The 17,129-nt window shown below is 32.4% G+C and carries 12 protein-coding genes and 1 pseudogene; 9 read left to right on the top strand and 4 right to left on the bottom strand.

The window, feature by feature from the left end:
* Positions 1–271 precede the first annotated feature (271 nt).
* The 4 genes from QLS97_RS12050 to QLS97_RS12065 are packed head-to-tail and all read left to right on the top strand — an operon-like array spanning position 272 to position 3,015.
* Positions 272–682, top strand: coding sequence for a thioredoxin family protein (locus QLS97_RS12050; RefSeq protein WP_282716958.1), 411 nt, complete (start codon positions 272–274; stop codon positions 680–682).
* A gap of 26 nt (positions 683–708) precedes the next feature.
* A complete protein-coding gene (locus QLS97_RS12055; protein WP_282716960.1) occupies positions 709–1,611 on the top strand; it encodes an FAD:protein FMN transferase in 903 nt (300 codons plus the stop codon).
* The gene (locus QLS97_RS12060) at positions 1,592–1,813 is read left to right on the top strand and encodes a DUF4266 domain-containing protein (protein ID WP_282716962.1); all 222 of its coding nucleotides are present in this window, start codon (positions 1,592–1,594) and stop codon (positions 1,811–1,813) included. The genes QLS97_RS12055 and QLS97_RS12060 overlap by 20 nt, the downstream gene beginning before the upstream one ends.
* An 11-nt stretch (positions 1,814–1,824) precedes the next feature.
* Positions 1,825–3,015 (top strand): DUF3570 domain-containing protein, encoded by a 1,191-nt coding sequence (locus tag QLS97_RS12065; protein ID WP_282716964.1) that lies wholly within the window; start codon positions 1,825–1,827, stop codon positions 3,013–3,015.
* A gap of 192 nt (positions 3,016–3,207) precedes the next feature.
* Here QLS97_RS12065 and QLS97_RS12070 read toward each other — a convergent pair whose 3' ends face one another.
* The gene (locus QLS97_RS12070) at positions 3,208–4,488 is read right to left on the bottom strand and encodes a DDE-type integrase/transposase/recombinase (RefSeq protein ID WP_282716966.1); all 1,281 of its coding nucleotides are present in this window, start codon (positions 4,486–4,488) and stop codon (positions 3,208–3,210) included.
* An 843-nt stretch (positions 4,489–5,331) separates the two neighbouring features.
* On the opposite strand from QLS97_RS12070, the gene QLS97_RS12075 reads away from it, so the two are divergent.
* From QLS97_RS12075 to QLS97_RS12090, 4 genes are all read left to right on the top strand, one after another.
* Positions 5,332–5,667, top strand: a complete 336-nt coding sequence (locus QLS97_RS12075; protein WP_428831791.1) for a DUF6943 family protein — start codon at positions 5,332–5,334, stop codon at positions 5,665–5,667.
* 275 nt (positions 5,668–5,942) lie between these two features.
* The gene (locus QLS97_RS12080) at positions 5,943–6,260 is read left to right on the top strand and encodes a hypothetical protein (protein ID WP_282716969.1); all 318 of its coding nucleotides are present in this window, start codon (positions 5,943–5,945) and stop codon (positions 6,258–6,260) included.
* 136 nt (positions 6,261–6,396) lie between these two features.
* Complete coding sequence (locus tag QLS97_RS12085; RefSeq protein WP_282716970.1) at positions 6,397–7,998, top strand: hypothetical protein; 1,602 nt, start codon at positions 6,397–6,399, stop codon at positions 7,996–7,998.
* Positions 7,999–8,219: 221 nt separating this feature from the next.
* Positions 8,220–9,371 (top strand): M43 family zinc metalloprotease, encoded by a 1,152-nt coding sequence (locus QLS97_RS12090; RefSeq protein WP_282716972.1) that lies wholly within the window; start codon positions 8,220–8,222, stop codon positions 9,369–9,371.
* 750 nt (positions 9,372–10,121) lie between these two features.
* Here QLS97_RS12090 and QLS97_RS12095 read toward each other — a convergent pair.
* The 3 genes and pseudogenes from QLS97_RS12095 to QLS97_RS12105 all read right to left on the bottom strand — a co-directional run.
* Positions 10,122–10,832 (bottom strand): annotated as a pseudogene (locus QLS97_RS12095) (FAD-binding oxidoreductase); the annotation flags it as partial.
* Positions 10,833–11,003: 171 nt separating this feature from the next.
* Positions 11,004–12,929 carry a glucosamine-6-phosphate deaminase gene (nagB, locus tag QLS97_RS12100; RefSeq protein WP_282716974.1) on the bottom strand — a complete coding sequence of 642 codons (1,926 nt, stop codon included), beginning with the start codon at positions 12,927–12,929 and terminating at the stop codon, positions 11,004–11,006.
* 133 nt (positions 12,930–13,062) lie between these two features.
* A complete protein-coding gene (locus tag QLS97_RS12105; RefSeq protein ID WP_282716975.1) occupies positions 13,063–13,812 on the bottom strand; it encodes a DeoR/GlpR family DNA-binding transcription regulator in 750 nt (249 codons plus the stop codon).
* Positions 13,813–14,056: 244 nt separating this feature from the next.
* Between QLS97_RS12105 and QLS97_RS12110 the strand changes: the two genes are divergently transcribed.
* Complete coding sequence (locus QLS97_RS12110; protein ID WP_282716976.1) at positions 14,057–17,125, top strand: SusC/RagA family TonB-linked outer membrane protein; 3,069 nt, start codon at positions 14,057–14,059, stop codon at positions 17,123–17,125.
* The last annotated feature ends 4 nt before the right edge of the window (positions 17,126–17,129 follow it).

Here is a 17,129-nt window from a genome sequence, read left to right on the forward strand (position 1 = left end):
TATAAAAGTCAAGAAATTATAACAGATTAAAAAAAACAATAATCACATCATCAAACAATCATTCTTTTAACAAATAATTATTCTGGTAAAATGAAAATTTATTACAACTACTTTATTGTTGGTTCCTATTATTGTAAATTCCAAAACCAGTCCTTTCCAAATTAAAAGGAATAAAAAGATTCGATAGATATGGGGAGAGTCTTATCAACCATATTGGTTGTAACTGTAATGATTAGGCTTAAACTTTCTGAAACATAAAATTGAGATTATCATGAAATGTATAAAATTATTTTTTTTATTTATTATAGTAACTTTTTTTTCAAGTTACACACCTTTTGAAGAACCAAAATATAAATTGATAGTTTTTCAAGGTTCTGATTGGTGTTCAAATTGTATAAGATTAGAAAACAATGTCCTTTCTAATAAAATTTTCATTGAGGAATTAGATAAATTAAACATAAAAATTGATAAAATTGATTTTCCTCAAAAAAAAGCGCTACCAAAAGAAGTAATAAAATACAACAAATCAATTGCTGAAAAGTGCAATTTTAATGGGATATTCCCAACTATTTATTTATCAAAAATTGATTCAAACACCTACCAAAAAATCTTGTTTTCTAACAAAGAAAACAGCCAAGACCTAATTAAGAAGATTAAATCTAAAATATTCATTTTTCAATGAGAGAGTTTGAGCATAAATGTAGATTAATGGGAAGCAATTTTGAATTGGGTGTTGTGCACAGTAAAAAAAGTGAGGCAGAAAAGTTATTACAAATTGGAGTTCAGGAAATTACTAGAATCGAGAACTTATTGTCTGAATTTATTTCTACTTCTACAACAAATGAAATTAACACCACAGCTAGGCAAAATCCTTTGTTAATAAATAATGAATGTTTTGAATTGATTTCAAGAAGCCAAAATATTTCAAACCTCACAAAAGGTTGTTTCGATATCAGTGTAAGCCCATTAAAAAAAATCTATTCTTTTAAAAATCATTTTTTTAATTTTCCTTGTCATAGCGAAATAATTAAAACGCTACAATCTGTTGGTTATCAAAAAATTGAATTGTCTAAAGAAAATCAAAGTATATTTTTTAAAATTGATGGAATGAAAATCAGTTTCTCTGCAATTGGAAAAGGTTATGCTGCAGATAAAGTAAAACAATTGTGGATTAATGAAGGAGTAAAATCTGGTTACGTCAATGCAAGTGGAGATTTAACCACTTTTGGATCAAAAGCAGATGGTACTCAATGGAAAATAGGAATAAGACATCCAGAGAATAAAAATGAAATTTTAATGTATGTCCCTTTAAATGAATCATCTGTAGCAACTTCGGGTAATTACGAACAGTTTTTTTTATATAACGATATAAAATACTCCCATAATATAAATCCATTTACTGGTATGCCAATATCAGGGATAAAAAGTGTTTCCGTTTTTTCGCCAAGTGCTGAACTTTCGGATGCTCTTGCTACTGCTGTTTATGTAATGGGAAAAACGAATGGAATAAAATTTATTAACCAATTACCTCATACCTATTGTATAATTATAGACGATAAAAATAAGGTCTATTTCTCTAAAAAAATGCACTATGCAGAAAGTAGTATTTAATGTATTCATTATTTATATAATTGCTTTGCTCTTAACCTCTTGCTCTTCGGTCAAACCTTATGAAAGAGTATATGTAAACGATCCTGAAATGCAAATGACAATTGATAGTGGTAAAAAATTTTCAACCTATGTATATTCCATTAGAGAAGGTGCTACTCCAGCTGGAACAAACAAGTCAAGTGGCGGATGCGGCTGTAATTAAATTTTTGTCCAATGAAAAATCGTAATTTAAAATTAGGGTGTTTACTCTTACTGAATCTATCAGGCTACGCTCAAACTAAAATTGACAGTATTGCCAAAATATCAAGAACCGAAATTGAAATGGTGTACAATCAATACATACAAAACGGAAATAACTCTGCGATTACAGGTGGTATAGGTCCTGAAAAATTAACAGTTTATGGCCCATCTTTTAATATAAAGAAAATTTCCGATAAAAATGTTTATTCATACACTATAGGTTCTGATATAATTTCATCAGCATCTACAGACAATATAGATTATATAAAATCTTCAGCATCAGTATTAGATGCAAGAGTTTATACAAATTTTGGGTATGAAAGAAAATTTTCAAAAAATCTAAATTTGAACTTCAATGGAGGTCTTTCTATAGAATCTGACTATCTTTCTTTTACATATGGATTCGGTATTTCAAAAACGGATAAATCTAAAACTCATAACTATTCTTTTGATGTATCAATTTCAAATGATGATTTACGTTGGGGATTAGTAAATCCTGGATATTATGCTCCAACCAAGTTAATATATCCGTCTGAATTAAGGTACAAAGAATGGTACGATGTTTATAACAGAAATTCATATAATTTTAAACTAGGCCTTTGGAAGATTTTAAACAAAAGAAATAATTTTGGCGTTTTTCCAGAATTAACATACCAAGAAGGTTTATTGGCAACACCATTCCATAGAGTATATTTTTCTGATGGATCATTAAGAGTTGAAAATCTTCCTAATAGACGTTTAAAAGGTGCAATTGCAATAAGACTCAACAGTTTTGTTGCAGGTAATTACATCATTAAAAATACTTTTAATGTCTATGAAGATACTTTTGGCATTCGTGCTTTTTCTCTAGAAAATGAAACGATTGTAAAAGTTAATTCAAAACTAGCAATCATTCCAAATATTAGATTTTATTCTCAATCTAGCTCAAAATATTTCAATGAGTATTTAAAAAATTCAATAGAACAAAGTTATTATACATCAGACTTTGATTTGTCAAAATTTAAAACATACAACATTGGTATTGGTATTAAATATAAAAATGAAAAAATTAAAGACAATAGATTAATTAGTAAGTCATTCATGGTACGCTATAATTTTTTAGAAAGATCCAATAATCTTAACGCACATAGTATATCTATTATTTTCTTTTCATCTAAAGACTGATTTCTTTTATTGCCAATAATCTAGTATATAGTCCTGCTCCTAACACGATTCTTTTATAATAAAAGGTTCCATATAAGGAATTGATTTAAAAGTGAGGCTGTTATAAAATTATCAAAATAAAGCACGAATATTTTGAAGCTATAAAAAACCAATGCAGGGAAAAACCGGCATTGGTTTTTTACTGCTCCAATATTACCTGCAACCTTTGCAGCTATTTTGTTGGTTTTCTGATATTCTAAGGATTTTATGTTCTGGAAAATGGGTTCTATAGCTTTTTAAAGCTAAGAGTTTCCCTAAAAAAGTTTCTTGAGGTGTATTTCCTTGTAGGGAGAGTTGTGGGCGTATCGTGTTATAAATTAACACATCTGACACTAAAGCAGTTTCAAGTTGTTTCCTGTTGCATAAATTTTGAGGCAACAAAAACTGGTGTTTGATGATTTTATTGAACGCCTCAATTTTAGAATTGGAAAAAGTAATGTCTTTTTGAGTAATTAAGTGTTTGATGTCTTGATTGATTGTATCTAAAAAATCATGAACTGTAGTGTTTACATTCTCCACACCGCCATCGGTGACAAAAGTAATGGGTTCTTTGTTTTTGTGTTTCAAATATGCTTGTTCCAACAAATCTCTAATGGCTTTTGGGCTGGAACTGTTTTCAATTCTGTATCCTAGAATCATTTTAGAATAATGATCCATCAAAAAATGGGTATAGTGTTTTTTGCCATCTAACGTTTTCACGATCGTTACATCGGCACACCAAATTTCATTGGGCCTATAACTCATCAACGAGCCATATCGCTTTTTAGGATGCAGGCGTCTTGTTGTACTATATCCCAGTAATTTGGAATATTTGTACCAAGTAATCAAACCAAAAGAGATTTCTTTGTTTCGTAATGCCAATAAGTAAACAGAAGATTTAGACCAGTACAGACAGTCTTCATTTTCCATATATTTTTTGATTCGTAAAATTTCCTTTTTTAATAGTTGGTGCGGATATTGTTTGACACACCACAAAAAATACGAGGACTCGCATTTATTGATAACCAATACTTTATAATTGTGATAGGTAGCTCTGGAAATATTGAAGACTTTTAACGCACTTTCAACGGGAACTATGTCTTTTACCTTTTCGATGACATTTACCAATTTTTCTTTTTGCAGCATCATTTGTCGCTTAATTCCTTTTACTGCGCTGGTAATCTCATGATAGGTATCAGAAAGCTTAAAAAAGGCTTCAATGGCTTTTTTGGCATTTTTAGATTCTCCAGTCCGTTTTATGAGTTCTAATTCTTCTTTTATAAAATTGGCTACTTCGCAACCGATGTATTTATCGGCTGTTTCATGTTTCCAACGGTGCTTGTTTGATTTGGAAATTTTCGCCTTTATGGTATTGGGTAAGTTATCGTATAATCCGTTTCGGATGTAATGCTTAACATTGGTATTCCATGAAATACGAGAGGGTGAATAAATCATAAATAGTCTTACAATTGTATAAAATTAAAAACAGTAGAAAAGTTTTTGCTTTTACAGGTACTTACCATTTCATAACACATTCCTGCTGATCACTCTTTATCAGGCACCCCCAAAAGCAAAAAAATCCAGCAAAAGTATCGTTTTTTTTATTTGTCAGGAACAAAGCAGTCCTTTGTTTTTCCTTTGGCTCAATGTCCAGCGTTTCCATAACAACTACTTCCAAACAATAAACCTTACTTCTTTAACCGATAATAAGCATTAAACCTCCAAGAAAAGCAATCAAAAGCATTCCTGTTCAAAAATAGAAAATCGATACCCTTGCTACTGCCAAAGCACTAGGAAGTATTTGCATTGTTTTTGTAAGTGCAATAAATTGCTATTCAACTTTACTTCAAAAATTCACCGTTTTGGTCAAGCAATTTATTACACCACAAAATCAAGTCCAAGAAAAAGTATGAAATTTTAAAGCCGAAAAAAGTGATTCCGTTTGATTGGATACAACTTATTTTTCTGCTTTAAAATTTCATACCCTTTCTTAAGAACATCATCTTTCCCAACAACTTTTTTGCATTTGCCTTCAGAAGAAACTTCCCAATTGAAAGGAAGATAAATAAAAGAAAGTAAAGCTAAGTTTCGATTTCTGAAAAGTAAAGTTCTAGCTTTCAGTTTTTAATAAAATCTCCTCCCTTACATTTTCAAAACATTATTTGATTTTGTTATCACAGTTCCAATCTGGATCAACAGTTGGGTAGTATTTCATTAAAAAAACTTGACTTTTTAGAAACCTCCGCTTGAGAGAGGCTTTTTTCTTTCTTTTTTTAAAAACAATATGTGTTGAGCATAGTGAGACAGATAATTTTAAATCCGAAGCCATGTCAAATTTTATTATTCAAACCCACCAAAAAAAAAGCCGTTTACAAAGGAATGAACAATGGCAAGTCACAAAAAGAGCCATTTACCAATAGCTTTGTAATCTTATTTCAAAATGAAGAAGATCAGGAAACGGTTTTTTGGTTGGCCTATAGCCTATGGAAATCTAAATTCTGGCACCAATCGCTTATTGGATCCGTAATTCCATTTTTAAGAATACAGTATTTCAAAGGAAATTTTGCCTCAAAAGTCAATGAAATGCTATTGGACTTTGAAAGCAATCAGAAAGATGTAAATGCTTTGAGGTAATTAGAACTCAAAGAAGAACAATTACATCAAAACATAGCTCTTATTAAAGATATGAGAAGAGTTATTTTATATCGTTACTGTAAAACATAATAAGAAACTAAAAACCAAATACTTAACTTTAATTTAGTACGATAATTGATTATCTTTATAAATTCTTAAAGACATTTTTTTTTAAGTGAATGAAGTTAGTTGTTTAGATTGAGTTGGTTTTAATTATATACGAGTTTTAAAATGAGTGAAAAATAAAAAAACAATCAATAATAGAATCAATTAATATGGATATATCACATAAAGATATCATCGTAGCATTTTGGCAACAAGGAGCTAATAACTGTGTCTCTATTGCATTAATAAAGGCAGCTATTGAAACATTCGGACTTAATAATGTTTTTAAAGTATTCCGAAACGGTGAAAATTACGAAGTTGAATTGCGAAACAACGATACAATTATTTTTACAGAACAGAATTTGGAAAATAGTATTAGAATTGGGAGTTTTCAACCCAGTAAAGATGAAACACCTTCTAAAAAAGAACTTTATGAAGAAATAAAAGAATATGCGCAGTTATGCTTTGCGGTAATGGTAGCTCAATAAAATAAAAAATATTGACAATTTTGATTTGGCATTATCTCAGCTAAATAATGGGAGTAATGTAAGATTCGTAAGGCAGTATTTAGGCATAGAAAAGTATGCCTCATCAGTTTTCAAAGATGGTGCAAACAATTCTAGCATGATTGCATGGCAACATATACCGGGGCAAAAACATGTTGTCTATATGTCACATAACTCTTATGATTATAATGGAAATGAATTTTTTGATACAAGAAAATTTCCTGAAAAAATTATGTTTCATAAAACGGAGCAACATGAATTTTTAGAAAAGAATAATCAATTTACGGATCTTAACTATATAAATAATAGCAGACACGGTACTTTTCAAGACACAGGAAAAGTACATTCTATTCCTCAAGATGTTGACAGAATTATTTACCATATCAAAAATAATGGTATTAAAAAATTGTTGCTACACTTCCATGGAGGCTTAATAAGTGAAAATATGGGAATGAAAAGCGCTGAAACATTTTGCAATAATTTTGTCGATTCAAAGGATACACATGTTGTATCAATAGTTTGGGAGACTGGCTTTTTGGAAGCACTCCCAGAGACTTTTAAAAGAATATTACAAACTGATGAATTGTTAAGAAGATTGATTGCAAAAGTGGTAAAATTACTAGGAGCAAAATTAGGAGTTGATTTAACAATCCTTGACAATAGAATACTACCCCATTCAATAGAAAATTATGCGAATTTGATTCAGTCAAGCACCATTAATTTATCGGAAGATGATTTAGTAAAAGCTTTCAGAGAATATAAAAGGAACATTGAATCTGAGTTAGAACTACAAAATATAATTTACAATGAGCTACAGGAAATATCAGAAGATGAGGATTTAACGGAAGATGATTTTAATCGTATATACAAAGATGATTCAGAAAATGAAGCTAAATTCATAAATCCAAAAATTCTTTGGTATACGGCTAAAATCGCAAAAAGGTGTATCATAAGATTCCTAAATAAAAGAGATCATGGAGTTTGGCCAACCATTATTGAAGAAGCCTGTAGAGAAATATACTTGGATGATTTTGGGATTGAAATTTGGAATGTGATGAAATTTCAAGCCGAAGATATGTGGGTGCCTAATGATAGAGCAACTGGACTTAACCAGTTTGCGGGGAGATATTTACTGGATAAATTAGTACAAAATTTCTCAAATACAGACCTAGAAATCCATGTTGTTGCACATATTGCTGGTGCCGTGGCAGCTCGTAAATGGGTTGCAACAATAAAATCCGACAATAAATACAAGTCTTTTAAATTTAAAAATTTGATTTTTCTGGCTCCTGCCTGTCGTTGTGACTTATTCAAAGATACTGTTATGAAACACCAAGAAACATTTGATAACTTTAGAATGTTTACCATGGACGATGAATATGAAAGAACAGATAATTTGATTCCATTCCCAGTTCTTGGGTTATTGTACACTAGATCATTGTTGTATTTAATTTCAGGCATACTTGAGGGTAAAAATGCTAATGAAGCAGATGCTTTTATTTTAGGATTACATAGACATATTAGAAAGAACCATCCCTATTCTAAAGAATCAATACTAAATGAGATATCAGATTTTTTAATGTTACCTCAAAATAATGTTAACAGACTTATTCTATCTAAATCAACAGAAATTGAAGGGAGAAAATCAACCGCTGTAAAACATGGTGGTTTCGCCAAGGACATAGAAATAGTTAATAGTATTAAGTATATGCTACAATAGAAAGCATAATTGTAACAGCCATGGTGCGGAAGCGGTCAAATAATCCATTCGCTTTGAATAAATATTATAGAATGATAGGTTAATGCTCAAAATCCAGCCTTCGAGTAGTTACAAAACGTTGAATATACTTATAGATATAAACTAAAATGAGAATTATTTAAACAATTTTGCCAAAAAACTCATCAGATAATTAATCACAATACCACTTAAACATCCCTAAAATGAAGAAAAAATTACTCTTATTATTATTTAGCTCATTATTCATCACCAGCTGTGCAACTAGAAGAGGACACACTGATGATCATATCGGTACCGGAGTACAGTTACCAGCAGGAACAAGTATTAATGAAACTGAAATAGATACAATTCCTGTAATTTTCCATGTGCTGTATAATAATGATACAGAGAACGTTAGTGACGATGCCATTAATGCAATACTTTTATCTCTTCAACAGGATTTTAAAGGAAAGAATCCATTTGATAACATCGACAGGCCTCCCGGTAATGAATACAAGAGAAGAGATTCTAAAATTCGCTTTGATTTTGCCAAAAAATTACCTGATGGAACTCCAACAAGCGGAATCATCAGAAAAGAAACGAATACCCGTGTTTTTAAATATCAAAAGAGAAAAGCATTTGCGGAGAGTCCGCTGTATGATCCATACCTTTATTTAAATGTATACATCTGCAATACCAATACAGGTGCTTATACCCCAGTAGAAACCACCAATCACGGAATCGTCATCCACTATGATAATGTAAACTATAAAAGCAAAACGTTAACCCACGAAACCGGCCATTGGTTGGGATTGAGTCATATTTTTGAAGGGGGCTGCAACGATGGAGATGGAATTGATGACACGAAGGCACAGAAAAAATTCTTTGGCAATCAAAAATATTTATACAAAAGCTGCAATGATTCTACAATGGTAACCAATTTTATGGGCTACAATAAAACCCGTGATTTTTTTACCGACGGACAGGTAAAAGCAATGAGACAGTTTGCATTGCAGTATATGAAAATAAAAGGACGTCCAAAGAATTCTTTAAAGGAGGAGAAATACAATGCACATAACGATGTATTAGAATTAATAGCGGCAGGCAAAGACACAGAAGAATATACTAAATACGCTCACGAGATATTAAATAAATATGCCATTTGTGGAGTTAACGCTCTTGACAAAACGAGCTTAATAAATAAACTTAAAACATCAGACCGTACAAAAATAGCCTTGTTTAGTGATGATGTTGGACTGCCAATTCCTACAAATTCTTTTAACTGGCAGGCTGCAATTATTAATGAATTATCCCTTCTTATTGCGAAACAATTTGAAAAAAAGCTATTTCACTTGACTATTAATCGTTTTTTTTAAGACATTATTGAACCGGACAACGACAATCGAACCAAAATAGTACAATCGAGTTCTTTTTATGCATTATTTCCTAAAACGACTAAACACATTCGTAAAATTTACGAGTCCGGTGATTCCTATATCGGATTAGATATTGCTACAATACAATTGCTGACTAAAAATGATTTAAAAGAAATTCCCGATTTGTTCAGAAAAACCCCTGAGCTTCTTTTACCAAAACTAAATAATCATCCTAAAATAAAAGACATGCTTACTATTGGAGATGTCATTATTAGCTCCAGTGCACAAGGATATGATTTACAAACCATAATCAATACTATTTCAGCAAAACCCTATACTTCACCGAAATTATCTGAAATAACCAGTATTGCAGCAATTCTTTCCAATGCTTTGCTAGCTGATAAAGGCAATCAGGCTTTTTGGATTGATGCTATTACACAACTGGATCCGGAATCAAACGAAGCTAGAATTACTGAGACTTATAATCTGTTATATGGTCAATTAAGTCGTTTTCCTCTCCTACATCAATATTTAAATAGTGACATCGATGTTATTGTAAGGAATAAAAAAATACAGGAGCTGCTTTTGTTTATTCCTAAATTGAATAATGCCTACACTTTTATTAAAAATAAAGGCTTTAAGCTGAAAGAGCTAAAAGATCAATTGGCTTATGTGAAATTGATTAATGACAGCTTTTATGAATTATTCAGTACCCTATATGAAAATGAAGACTTAAATAAAATTTATGAACTGAATCAAAAAATCATCAAAACATCCGGTATTTCTTCTGTGAATTTTAGGCTTTGGAAATTCTTTAATAATCTCTTTTTGGCTTTCTGTATTCGAAAGTTCCTCATAAATCGTTTTATAAATAGAAGTTTCAAGCGTGTTTCCTTTTGTTTTTTCAATGAATTCAGCAGAAGTCATTTCTTTAAATACTGCCGAACTTCCATCACTCAAAACCGCTTTAATTTCCACTATTTTATCTCGGGTAACTCCATACCGAATTGATGTGGTTCCTGATGAATTATTTCCTACCATTCCGCCAATCATGCAGCGATTTGAAGTTGAAGTATTGGGTCCGAAAAATAATTCGTGTGGTTTTAAATATAAATTCAGTTCATCCCGAATTACTCCCGGCTGGACGGTAACTATTTTTTTTACGGAATCAAAAGAGACAATCTTGGTAAAATGTTTCGAAACATCCACAATTATTCCATTCCCTACTGTTTGACCTGCCAGTGAAGTTCCAGCAGTTCTAGGAGTAATTGAAATCTTATTTTTTGCTGCAAAGCGAATAATTTTGATAATATCTTCCTCTGATTTAGGAATCGCTACAGCAATTGGCATAATCCGATACGCGGAAGCATCGGTGGCATACAATGTTTTATGGAGATCATCATATAAAAGTGTTCCTTCTAATGATTGGGATAATTCTTGTAATTGAGGCGTGATTGACATGTACTGGAGTAAATTGCTGTTGTTTATAAAGAATAAAATATCACACATTCTGATTGACACTTTTCGCAAGAATCTTCAGTCTACTAAAAATTTATTTAAACTGAAGATTCTTGCAAAAAGTGAATACCAAATTTAAATCCATCATTGTAAAATTTAGGATATTCAAATTTTCTAATAATCAAAACGTTTAAATGCCTCAATTGCCTCATACTCGGCTAGACCTAGATCATCATAAAGTTTTGCCGTATTTTTATTACGCTCTTCTGCTCTTACCCAAAATTCTCTGGAATCGTTTCCTTGAAACATCACTCTGTCTTTTTGAGATTGATGGTACAAAATAGCATGTCTTTTAATCGTTACTTCGTCTGGACTCAAAGGTACAGCCATATCTATCTGGTGAATATCCCATTCATGCCAAGCACCTCTATACAACCACAACCAACAATCATTCATATAAGATTCTGATTTTAACTGTTTCATTGCCTCGAATATAGCATTCAAACACACTTCATGAGTACCGTGTGGATCTGCCAAATCTCCAGCAGCAAAAACTTGATGAGGCTTTATTTTGGCAATAATATCTTTGACGATAGCAATATCATCCAGACTTAAAGGGTTTTTCTTTATTTGCCCGGTTTCATAAAAAGGTAGGTCTAAAAAATGCGTTTTTTCATCTTTTAAACCTATGTATCTGGTAGCAGCATACGATTCACGTCTTCTTATAAGCCCTTTTAATTTTCGAACTTCCAAAGAATCAATTTGGTTTTCAGTCTTATTATTTAGAAAATTGATAACCGATGAGAAATTAATTTCACTGTTCTCTTTTCCGATAAAATCACGGCATACTTCAGCAAACTTCAATGCTTCATCATCGGTAACTGCAATGTTTCCAGAAGTTTGATACACAACATGTACGTCATGTCCTTGCTTTATTAATTTAGAAAATGTCCCTCCCATAGAAATTACATCATCATCAGGATGTGGACTAAAAAGAATAACTCTTTTTTTTGCAGGATTAGTTCTTTCGGGTCTGTAAGAATCATCAGTATTGGGTTTTCCTCCGGGCCAACCGGTTATAGTATGCTGTAAAACATTAAACATATTAATATTCAAATCATAAGCAGAACCTTCTTGAGCTAAAAGATCTGACATACCATTATTATTATAATCTCTATCGGTAAGTTTTAATATGGATTGTTTTGTTTCTTTGCAAAGCCAAATAATTGCTTTACTTTTTAATTCTTGTGTCCAAACACATTCACCAACGAGCCATGGAGTTTCAAATCGTGTTAATTCAGAAGCCGCAAATTGGTCTAAAACAAAAGTAGCATTCGAATGATTCTGTAAAAAAGTAGCAGGAACTTCTGATGTGATTTCGCCTTGGATTGTCTTCTTAATAACAGCTGCTTTATTTTGACCCCAAGCCATTAAAACAATTCTTTTAGACTTAAGAATAGTTGAAACTCCCATGGTAATCGCTCTTTTAGGAACATTATCAATACCATTAAAATCAGAAGAAGCATCAACTCTGGTTATGTGGTCTAATGTTATAATTCTGGTTCCGGAATTAATATGAGAACCAGGTTCATTAAAACCAACGTGTCCAGTACGACCAATTCCTAAAAGCTGAAAATCAATTCCTCCTGCATTTTTTATTTTTGCTTCGTAATCAATGCAATATTGATTCAGTTCCTCTAATACAACTGTTCCATCCGGAATATTGATATTTTCAGGTTTAATATCAACATGATTAAACAAATGCTGATGCATAAAGTAATGATAGCTCTGGCGGTTTTCTTTAGTCATCGGATAATACTCGTCCAGATTAAAAGTGATAACATTATGAAAACTGAGGCCATCCTCTTTGTGCATTCGAACCAATTCCTCATATACTTTAATAGGTGAAGAGCCTGTAGCCAATCCAAGCACGCAAGGTTGATTTTGGGTTTGTTTCGATTTGATTAATGCTGCTATTTCATGAGCAACGACTTTTGAAGCTTCTATAGCGCTATTAAAAATCACATTATGATTTTTTTCAAAGCGAGTTTCTTCAAATTTTCCAGGTATGTCGTAAATCAAAGAAGTATTTGTTTTCATACTATATTTTTTGGTTAAATAATTAGTTTAACAAATATAACTAAAAAACAAAACGAAATATTTTATTTTGCGTTATTTAATAAAATTAAATTAAAATAATGCAAAATAACGCAATTTTAAGTTGGGATTAAAATTACAATATAGAAACCCCTAGTTTTCTATATTCTTCCAAGCTTGAATCTTCTGGATCTAAGTCCGTAACAATGGTATCTAACTGATTGATATCACATACAATGTGTGGCATTTTAGTATTTAATTTATTAGAAGAAAACATAGAAACCACTTTGTCAGAGGAATCAATCATTGCTTTTTTGACGATAGAAACTTCATAGCCCACTTCTGTCAAACCCTGTTTTACATTAATACTACTGGCGCCAATAAAGCAAATGTCTGCTTTTATCTTTGACAACACTTGAATCACATCCATTCCTATGGTAACCATTGCATTTTTTTGCATTTTTCCACCAATAAATATTAAATCTATATTGGGATGCTGCGATAATTGCATTGCTATAGGTAAACTATACGTATATATAGTAGCTTTTAACTCCGAAGGAATCAATTTAGCGAAAACCAAATTCGTACTTCCTCCACTCATTATAATTACCTGTCCATCATGCAACAAAGACAATGCTTTAGAAACAATTTTTCTCTTTTCTTCCTCAGCCGTTATGACAATATCGAAAACATCACTAGGTTTTTCGACTGTCTGTATCGCCCCTCCATAAACCTTCTTGAGTAAATTCTTGTCATCTAAATCATTTAAATCTCTTCGTATGGTATCTTCTGACAAATCTAGATCTAAAGCCAAATCAGCCGTAATGACCTTCTGATCTTCAATAAGTTTAGTCATTATGTATTTATGTCGTTCGGCTTTCAGCATCTTTTTAAATTAAAAATTCAGGACAAATATATCAATTAATTCCATTTAAAAGTAGAGGAACACCACCAACTGCAATTGAGCACCTCGTCAAAATCATTAATTTATAAACATAAAGCTTGTTTTTAAACAAAATATGCATTTTTTTGCGTTATTTAGTTTATTTTAAAAAAAAATAAGACTAAATATTGCATTTATATGCATTAAATAAATATATTTGTTCAACAACCATAAAACCAAAATAATTATGAAGAAATTATTCCTTATTTCATTATTGGTTTTGTTCGTTCAAGTTACATTTGGACAAACGAAAACAATTACAGGAACTGTTAAAAACAAAGCGGACGGAATTCCTATACCCGGAGCTACAGTACTCATTAAAGGTACTACTAAAAGTAGCACCACTGACTTTGATGGTAATTTCAGTATTGCTGCATCATCAGAACAAATACTGAGCTTCAGTTATATTGGTTTTGAAACCAAAGAAATACAGGTAACAGGCTCGTCAATGAATATAGCTTTAACTGAAAGTGTTGAAAGCTTAAAAGAAGTCGTAATAATAGGATCGCTGGGTAGAACTTTAGATAAGTCTTCCTTAGGATATTCCGCACAAGCGGTTAAAGGTCAAGAAATCGCAGATACACAACGTGCGAATTTTGCCAACGCCCTGCAAGGTCGTATTGCTGGTCTTACAGTGACAAGCACTACTGGAGCTCCTGGAGCTTCTGCTGCTATCCAATTAAGAGGTGTAAACTCTTTAAGTGGTAACAATTCACCTTTATATATTGTGGACGGTTTGCCGGTAAGTAATGAAACTCTGGACCAAGGTTTGATGATCTCAAATGCTCCCAATAGAAATCAAGACTATACTAATAGAGGTGCTGATATCAATCCTGAAGATATTGAATCAATAACGATTCTTAAAGGTCCGGAAGCTGCTGCGCTTTATGGTATGCAAGCAGGTAACGGGGCAATCGTAATTACAACTAAAAAAGGGAAAAAAGGAGTGGGAAGAGTTACTTACTCCACCAATACAAGACTAGATCAAGTCTACCGATTCCCTGAAACTCAGTCAGTATATCAAAGAGGTGCTGACGGAATAACAAATACTGATTACAGAAGACAACTAGGAGAAGCATTTGCCCCAGACACGAAGTTTTATGACAATGTGGCTAATTTTTTCAGAGTAGGAACATCTACAACACATAACTTGTCGCTTGAAGCAGGTTCAGAAACTACTTCCTACAGATTGTCGTTAAGTAATTTAGATCAAGAAGGCGTTACACCTAACACATCATATAACCGATTAAACGCTAGCTTAAATGCTACAGCAAAAATTTCACCAAAATTTAAATCAGAAGGTACCTTTAGCTTTACAAAATCGGAAAATCAAAAAGCATCAAAAGGTGGATCAGGTTCACTAACTGGTAGTAATGGGTATTTATTAACACTATTGGGTTGGCCTCAAAATGATGATGTACGTAATTATTTGAATACTGATGGATCAAGAAGGAAAATTACTTCCGGTGCGCTGGATACTGAAACTGACAACCCATTTTGGGATGTAAACAAGAACTTGGCTGAAGATTTCAACAACCGTTTTGTTACCAATGTTGGATTAATATATGATCCAACAGAATGGTTAAATTTTACAGCTCGTGCAGGTTGGGATGTAAATTCAGGTCAAGGATACAGAGCAATTCATCCAGAATCAGCTGGTGGAATAGCAACAGGAGGTTTCATAGAAACGTACTATAACAGCACTAGTAACTTGAATACGACTTTCTTGGCAACTGCCCAAAAATCTTTCGGAAAATTCAATACTAAAATTTTGCTTGGTAATGCTATTAATGATAACTATTTTAGAATTTTATCTACATCCGGAAATAAGTATTTTGATCCAAATTTTAATTCTATTAATAATACCGAAGCTACAACACAAAGATCACAGGAAAGAATCATTCAAAGTCGAATCGTAGGTTTCTTTACAGAGGTAAATTTTGATTATGACAAGATTGTATATTTATCGTTGACAGGACGTAAAGACTGGGTTTCTGTATTGCCTGATCCTTTCTTTTATCCTTCTGCCTCAACTAGTTTTATGTTCTCTAATTTGCCGGGCTTAAAAGATAAAGGAATATTGTCTTATGGAAAAATAAGAGCCTCTTACGCTGAGGCAGCAAACATCCCTTCTCCTTATTCTGCAGTACCTATTTATCAACCACAGTTAACTACAAATGGCGGATATGCATACGGAGTAACAGGTGCTAATCCAAATTTAGTTCCTGAGTTTCGCAAGTCTGTTGAATTTGGTACAGAAATTAAATTTTTTGACGATCGTATAGGGCTAGACATAACCGTATATAGCACCAAAACAGTTGATCCAATCTTGAAAAATATGCGTTTGAGTTACGGTACAGGGTTCGTTTTAACATCTGCTAATTTTGGAGACTTAAGAAATGAAGGTTTAGAAATCACCTTGAACGCCACTCCAGTAAAAACATCCAATTTTTCTTGGGATTTGAATGCCAATTTTAATAAAACGCGTTCAGAACTACTGAATCTTCCGACAGTAGTGACAGAATATTATTTATCTGATACTTGGCTTTATGGAAATGTTCGAGGTGGTGTAAAAGTAGGTGGTCCATTAACTACAATAACAGCTGTAGATTATTTAAGAAATAATGCAGGACAAATACTAATAGATCCAAGCACAGGTTATCCTCTTAAAAATCCAAACTTTGTTATCGCGGGTGATAGAAATCCGGATTTTGTACTTGGTTTTCAAAACACTTTCAAATACAAGAATTTAAGTTTATCAATGTTACTAGACCTTCGTAAAGGAGGAGATATTTTCAATGGAACCGAATTTTGGATGTACCAAAATGGAATCTCCACAAGAACTTTAGACAGAGAACAACCTCGCGTTGTACAAGGTATATTGAGAGATGGACTAGAGAACTCAGCCACTCCTACTCAGAATAACGCGATGGTAACGCCATATTATCAAAATGAATATTACCGATCTGGTGCCGTTGATGCTGACTTTATTGAAAAAGATATTAACTGGTTGCGCATGAGAGACATTACCATTAGTTACAGAATGTCTCCCGAAAAATTAGAAAAAACAGCTATAAAATCGCTGTCGTTAAACCTGACCTTAACCGATGCTTTTATGATAACTAATTATACCGGGGCAGATCCTGCAGTTAATGGATTAAATGCCTCGTCTGGAGGAGCGGGAGGAGCTGGTTTTGACTTTGGGACGCTTTCCACACCAAGAGGTTTGAACATGGGAGTAAAATTAGGATTTTAATACT

Source organism: Flavobacterium yafengii (assembly GCF_030010375.1).
Lineage (GTDB): Bacteria > Bacteroidota > Bacteroidia > Flavobacteriales > Flavobacteriaceae > Flavobacterium > Flavobacterium yafengii.

Bases quoted from the DNA above. Each gene is read 5' to 3' on its own strand.
- QLS97_RS12050 (WP_282716958.1), top strand. From the start codon at position 272: ATGAAATGTATAAAATTATTTTTTTTATTTATTATAGTAACTTTTTTT.
- QLS97_RS12110 (WP_282716976.1), top strand. From the start codon at position 14,057: ATGAAGAAATTATTCCTTATTTCATTATTGGTTTTGTTCGTTCAAGTT.
- QLS97_RS12055 (WP_282716960.1), top strand. From the start codon at position 709: ATGGGAAGCAATTTTGAATTGGGTGTTGTGCACAGTAAAAAAAGTGAG.
- QLS97_RS12080 (WP_282716969.1), top strand. From the start codon at position 5,943: ATGGATATATCACATAAAGATATCATCGTAGCATTTTGGCAACAAGGA.
- QLS97_RS12070 (WP_282716966.1), bottom strand. From the start codon at position 4,488: ATGATTTATTCACCCTCTCGTATTTCATGGAATACCAATGTTAAGCAT.
- QLS97_RS12105 (WP_282716975.1), bottom strand. From the start codon at position 13,812: ATGCTGAAAGCCGAACGACATAAATACATAATGACTAAACTTATTGAA.
- nagB (WP_282716974.1), bottom strand. From the start codon at position 12,929: ATGAAAACAAATACTTCTTTGATTTACGACATACCTGGAAAATTTGAA.
- QLS97_RS12065 (WP_282716964.1), top strand. From the start codon at position 1,825: ATGAAAAATCGTAATTTAAAATTAGGGTGTTTACTCTTACTGAATCTA.
- QLS97_RS12090 (WP_282716972.1), top strand. From the start codon at position 8,220: ATGAAGAAAAAATTACTCTTATTATTATTTAGCTCATTATTCATCACC.
- QLS97_RS12085 (WP_282716970.1), top strand. From the start codon at position 6,397: ATGATTGCATGGCAACATATACCGGGGCAAAAACATGTTGTCTATATG.
- QLS97_RS12060 (WP_282716962.1), top strand. From the start codon at position 1,592: ATGCAGAAAGTAGTATTTAATGTATTCATTATTTATATAATTGCTTTG.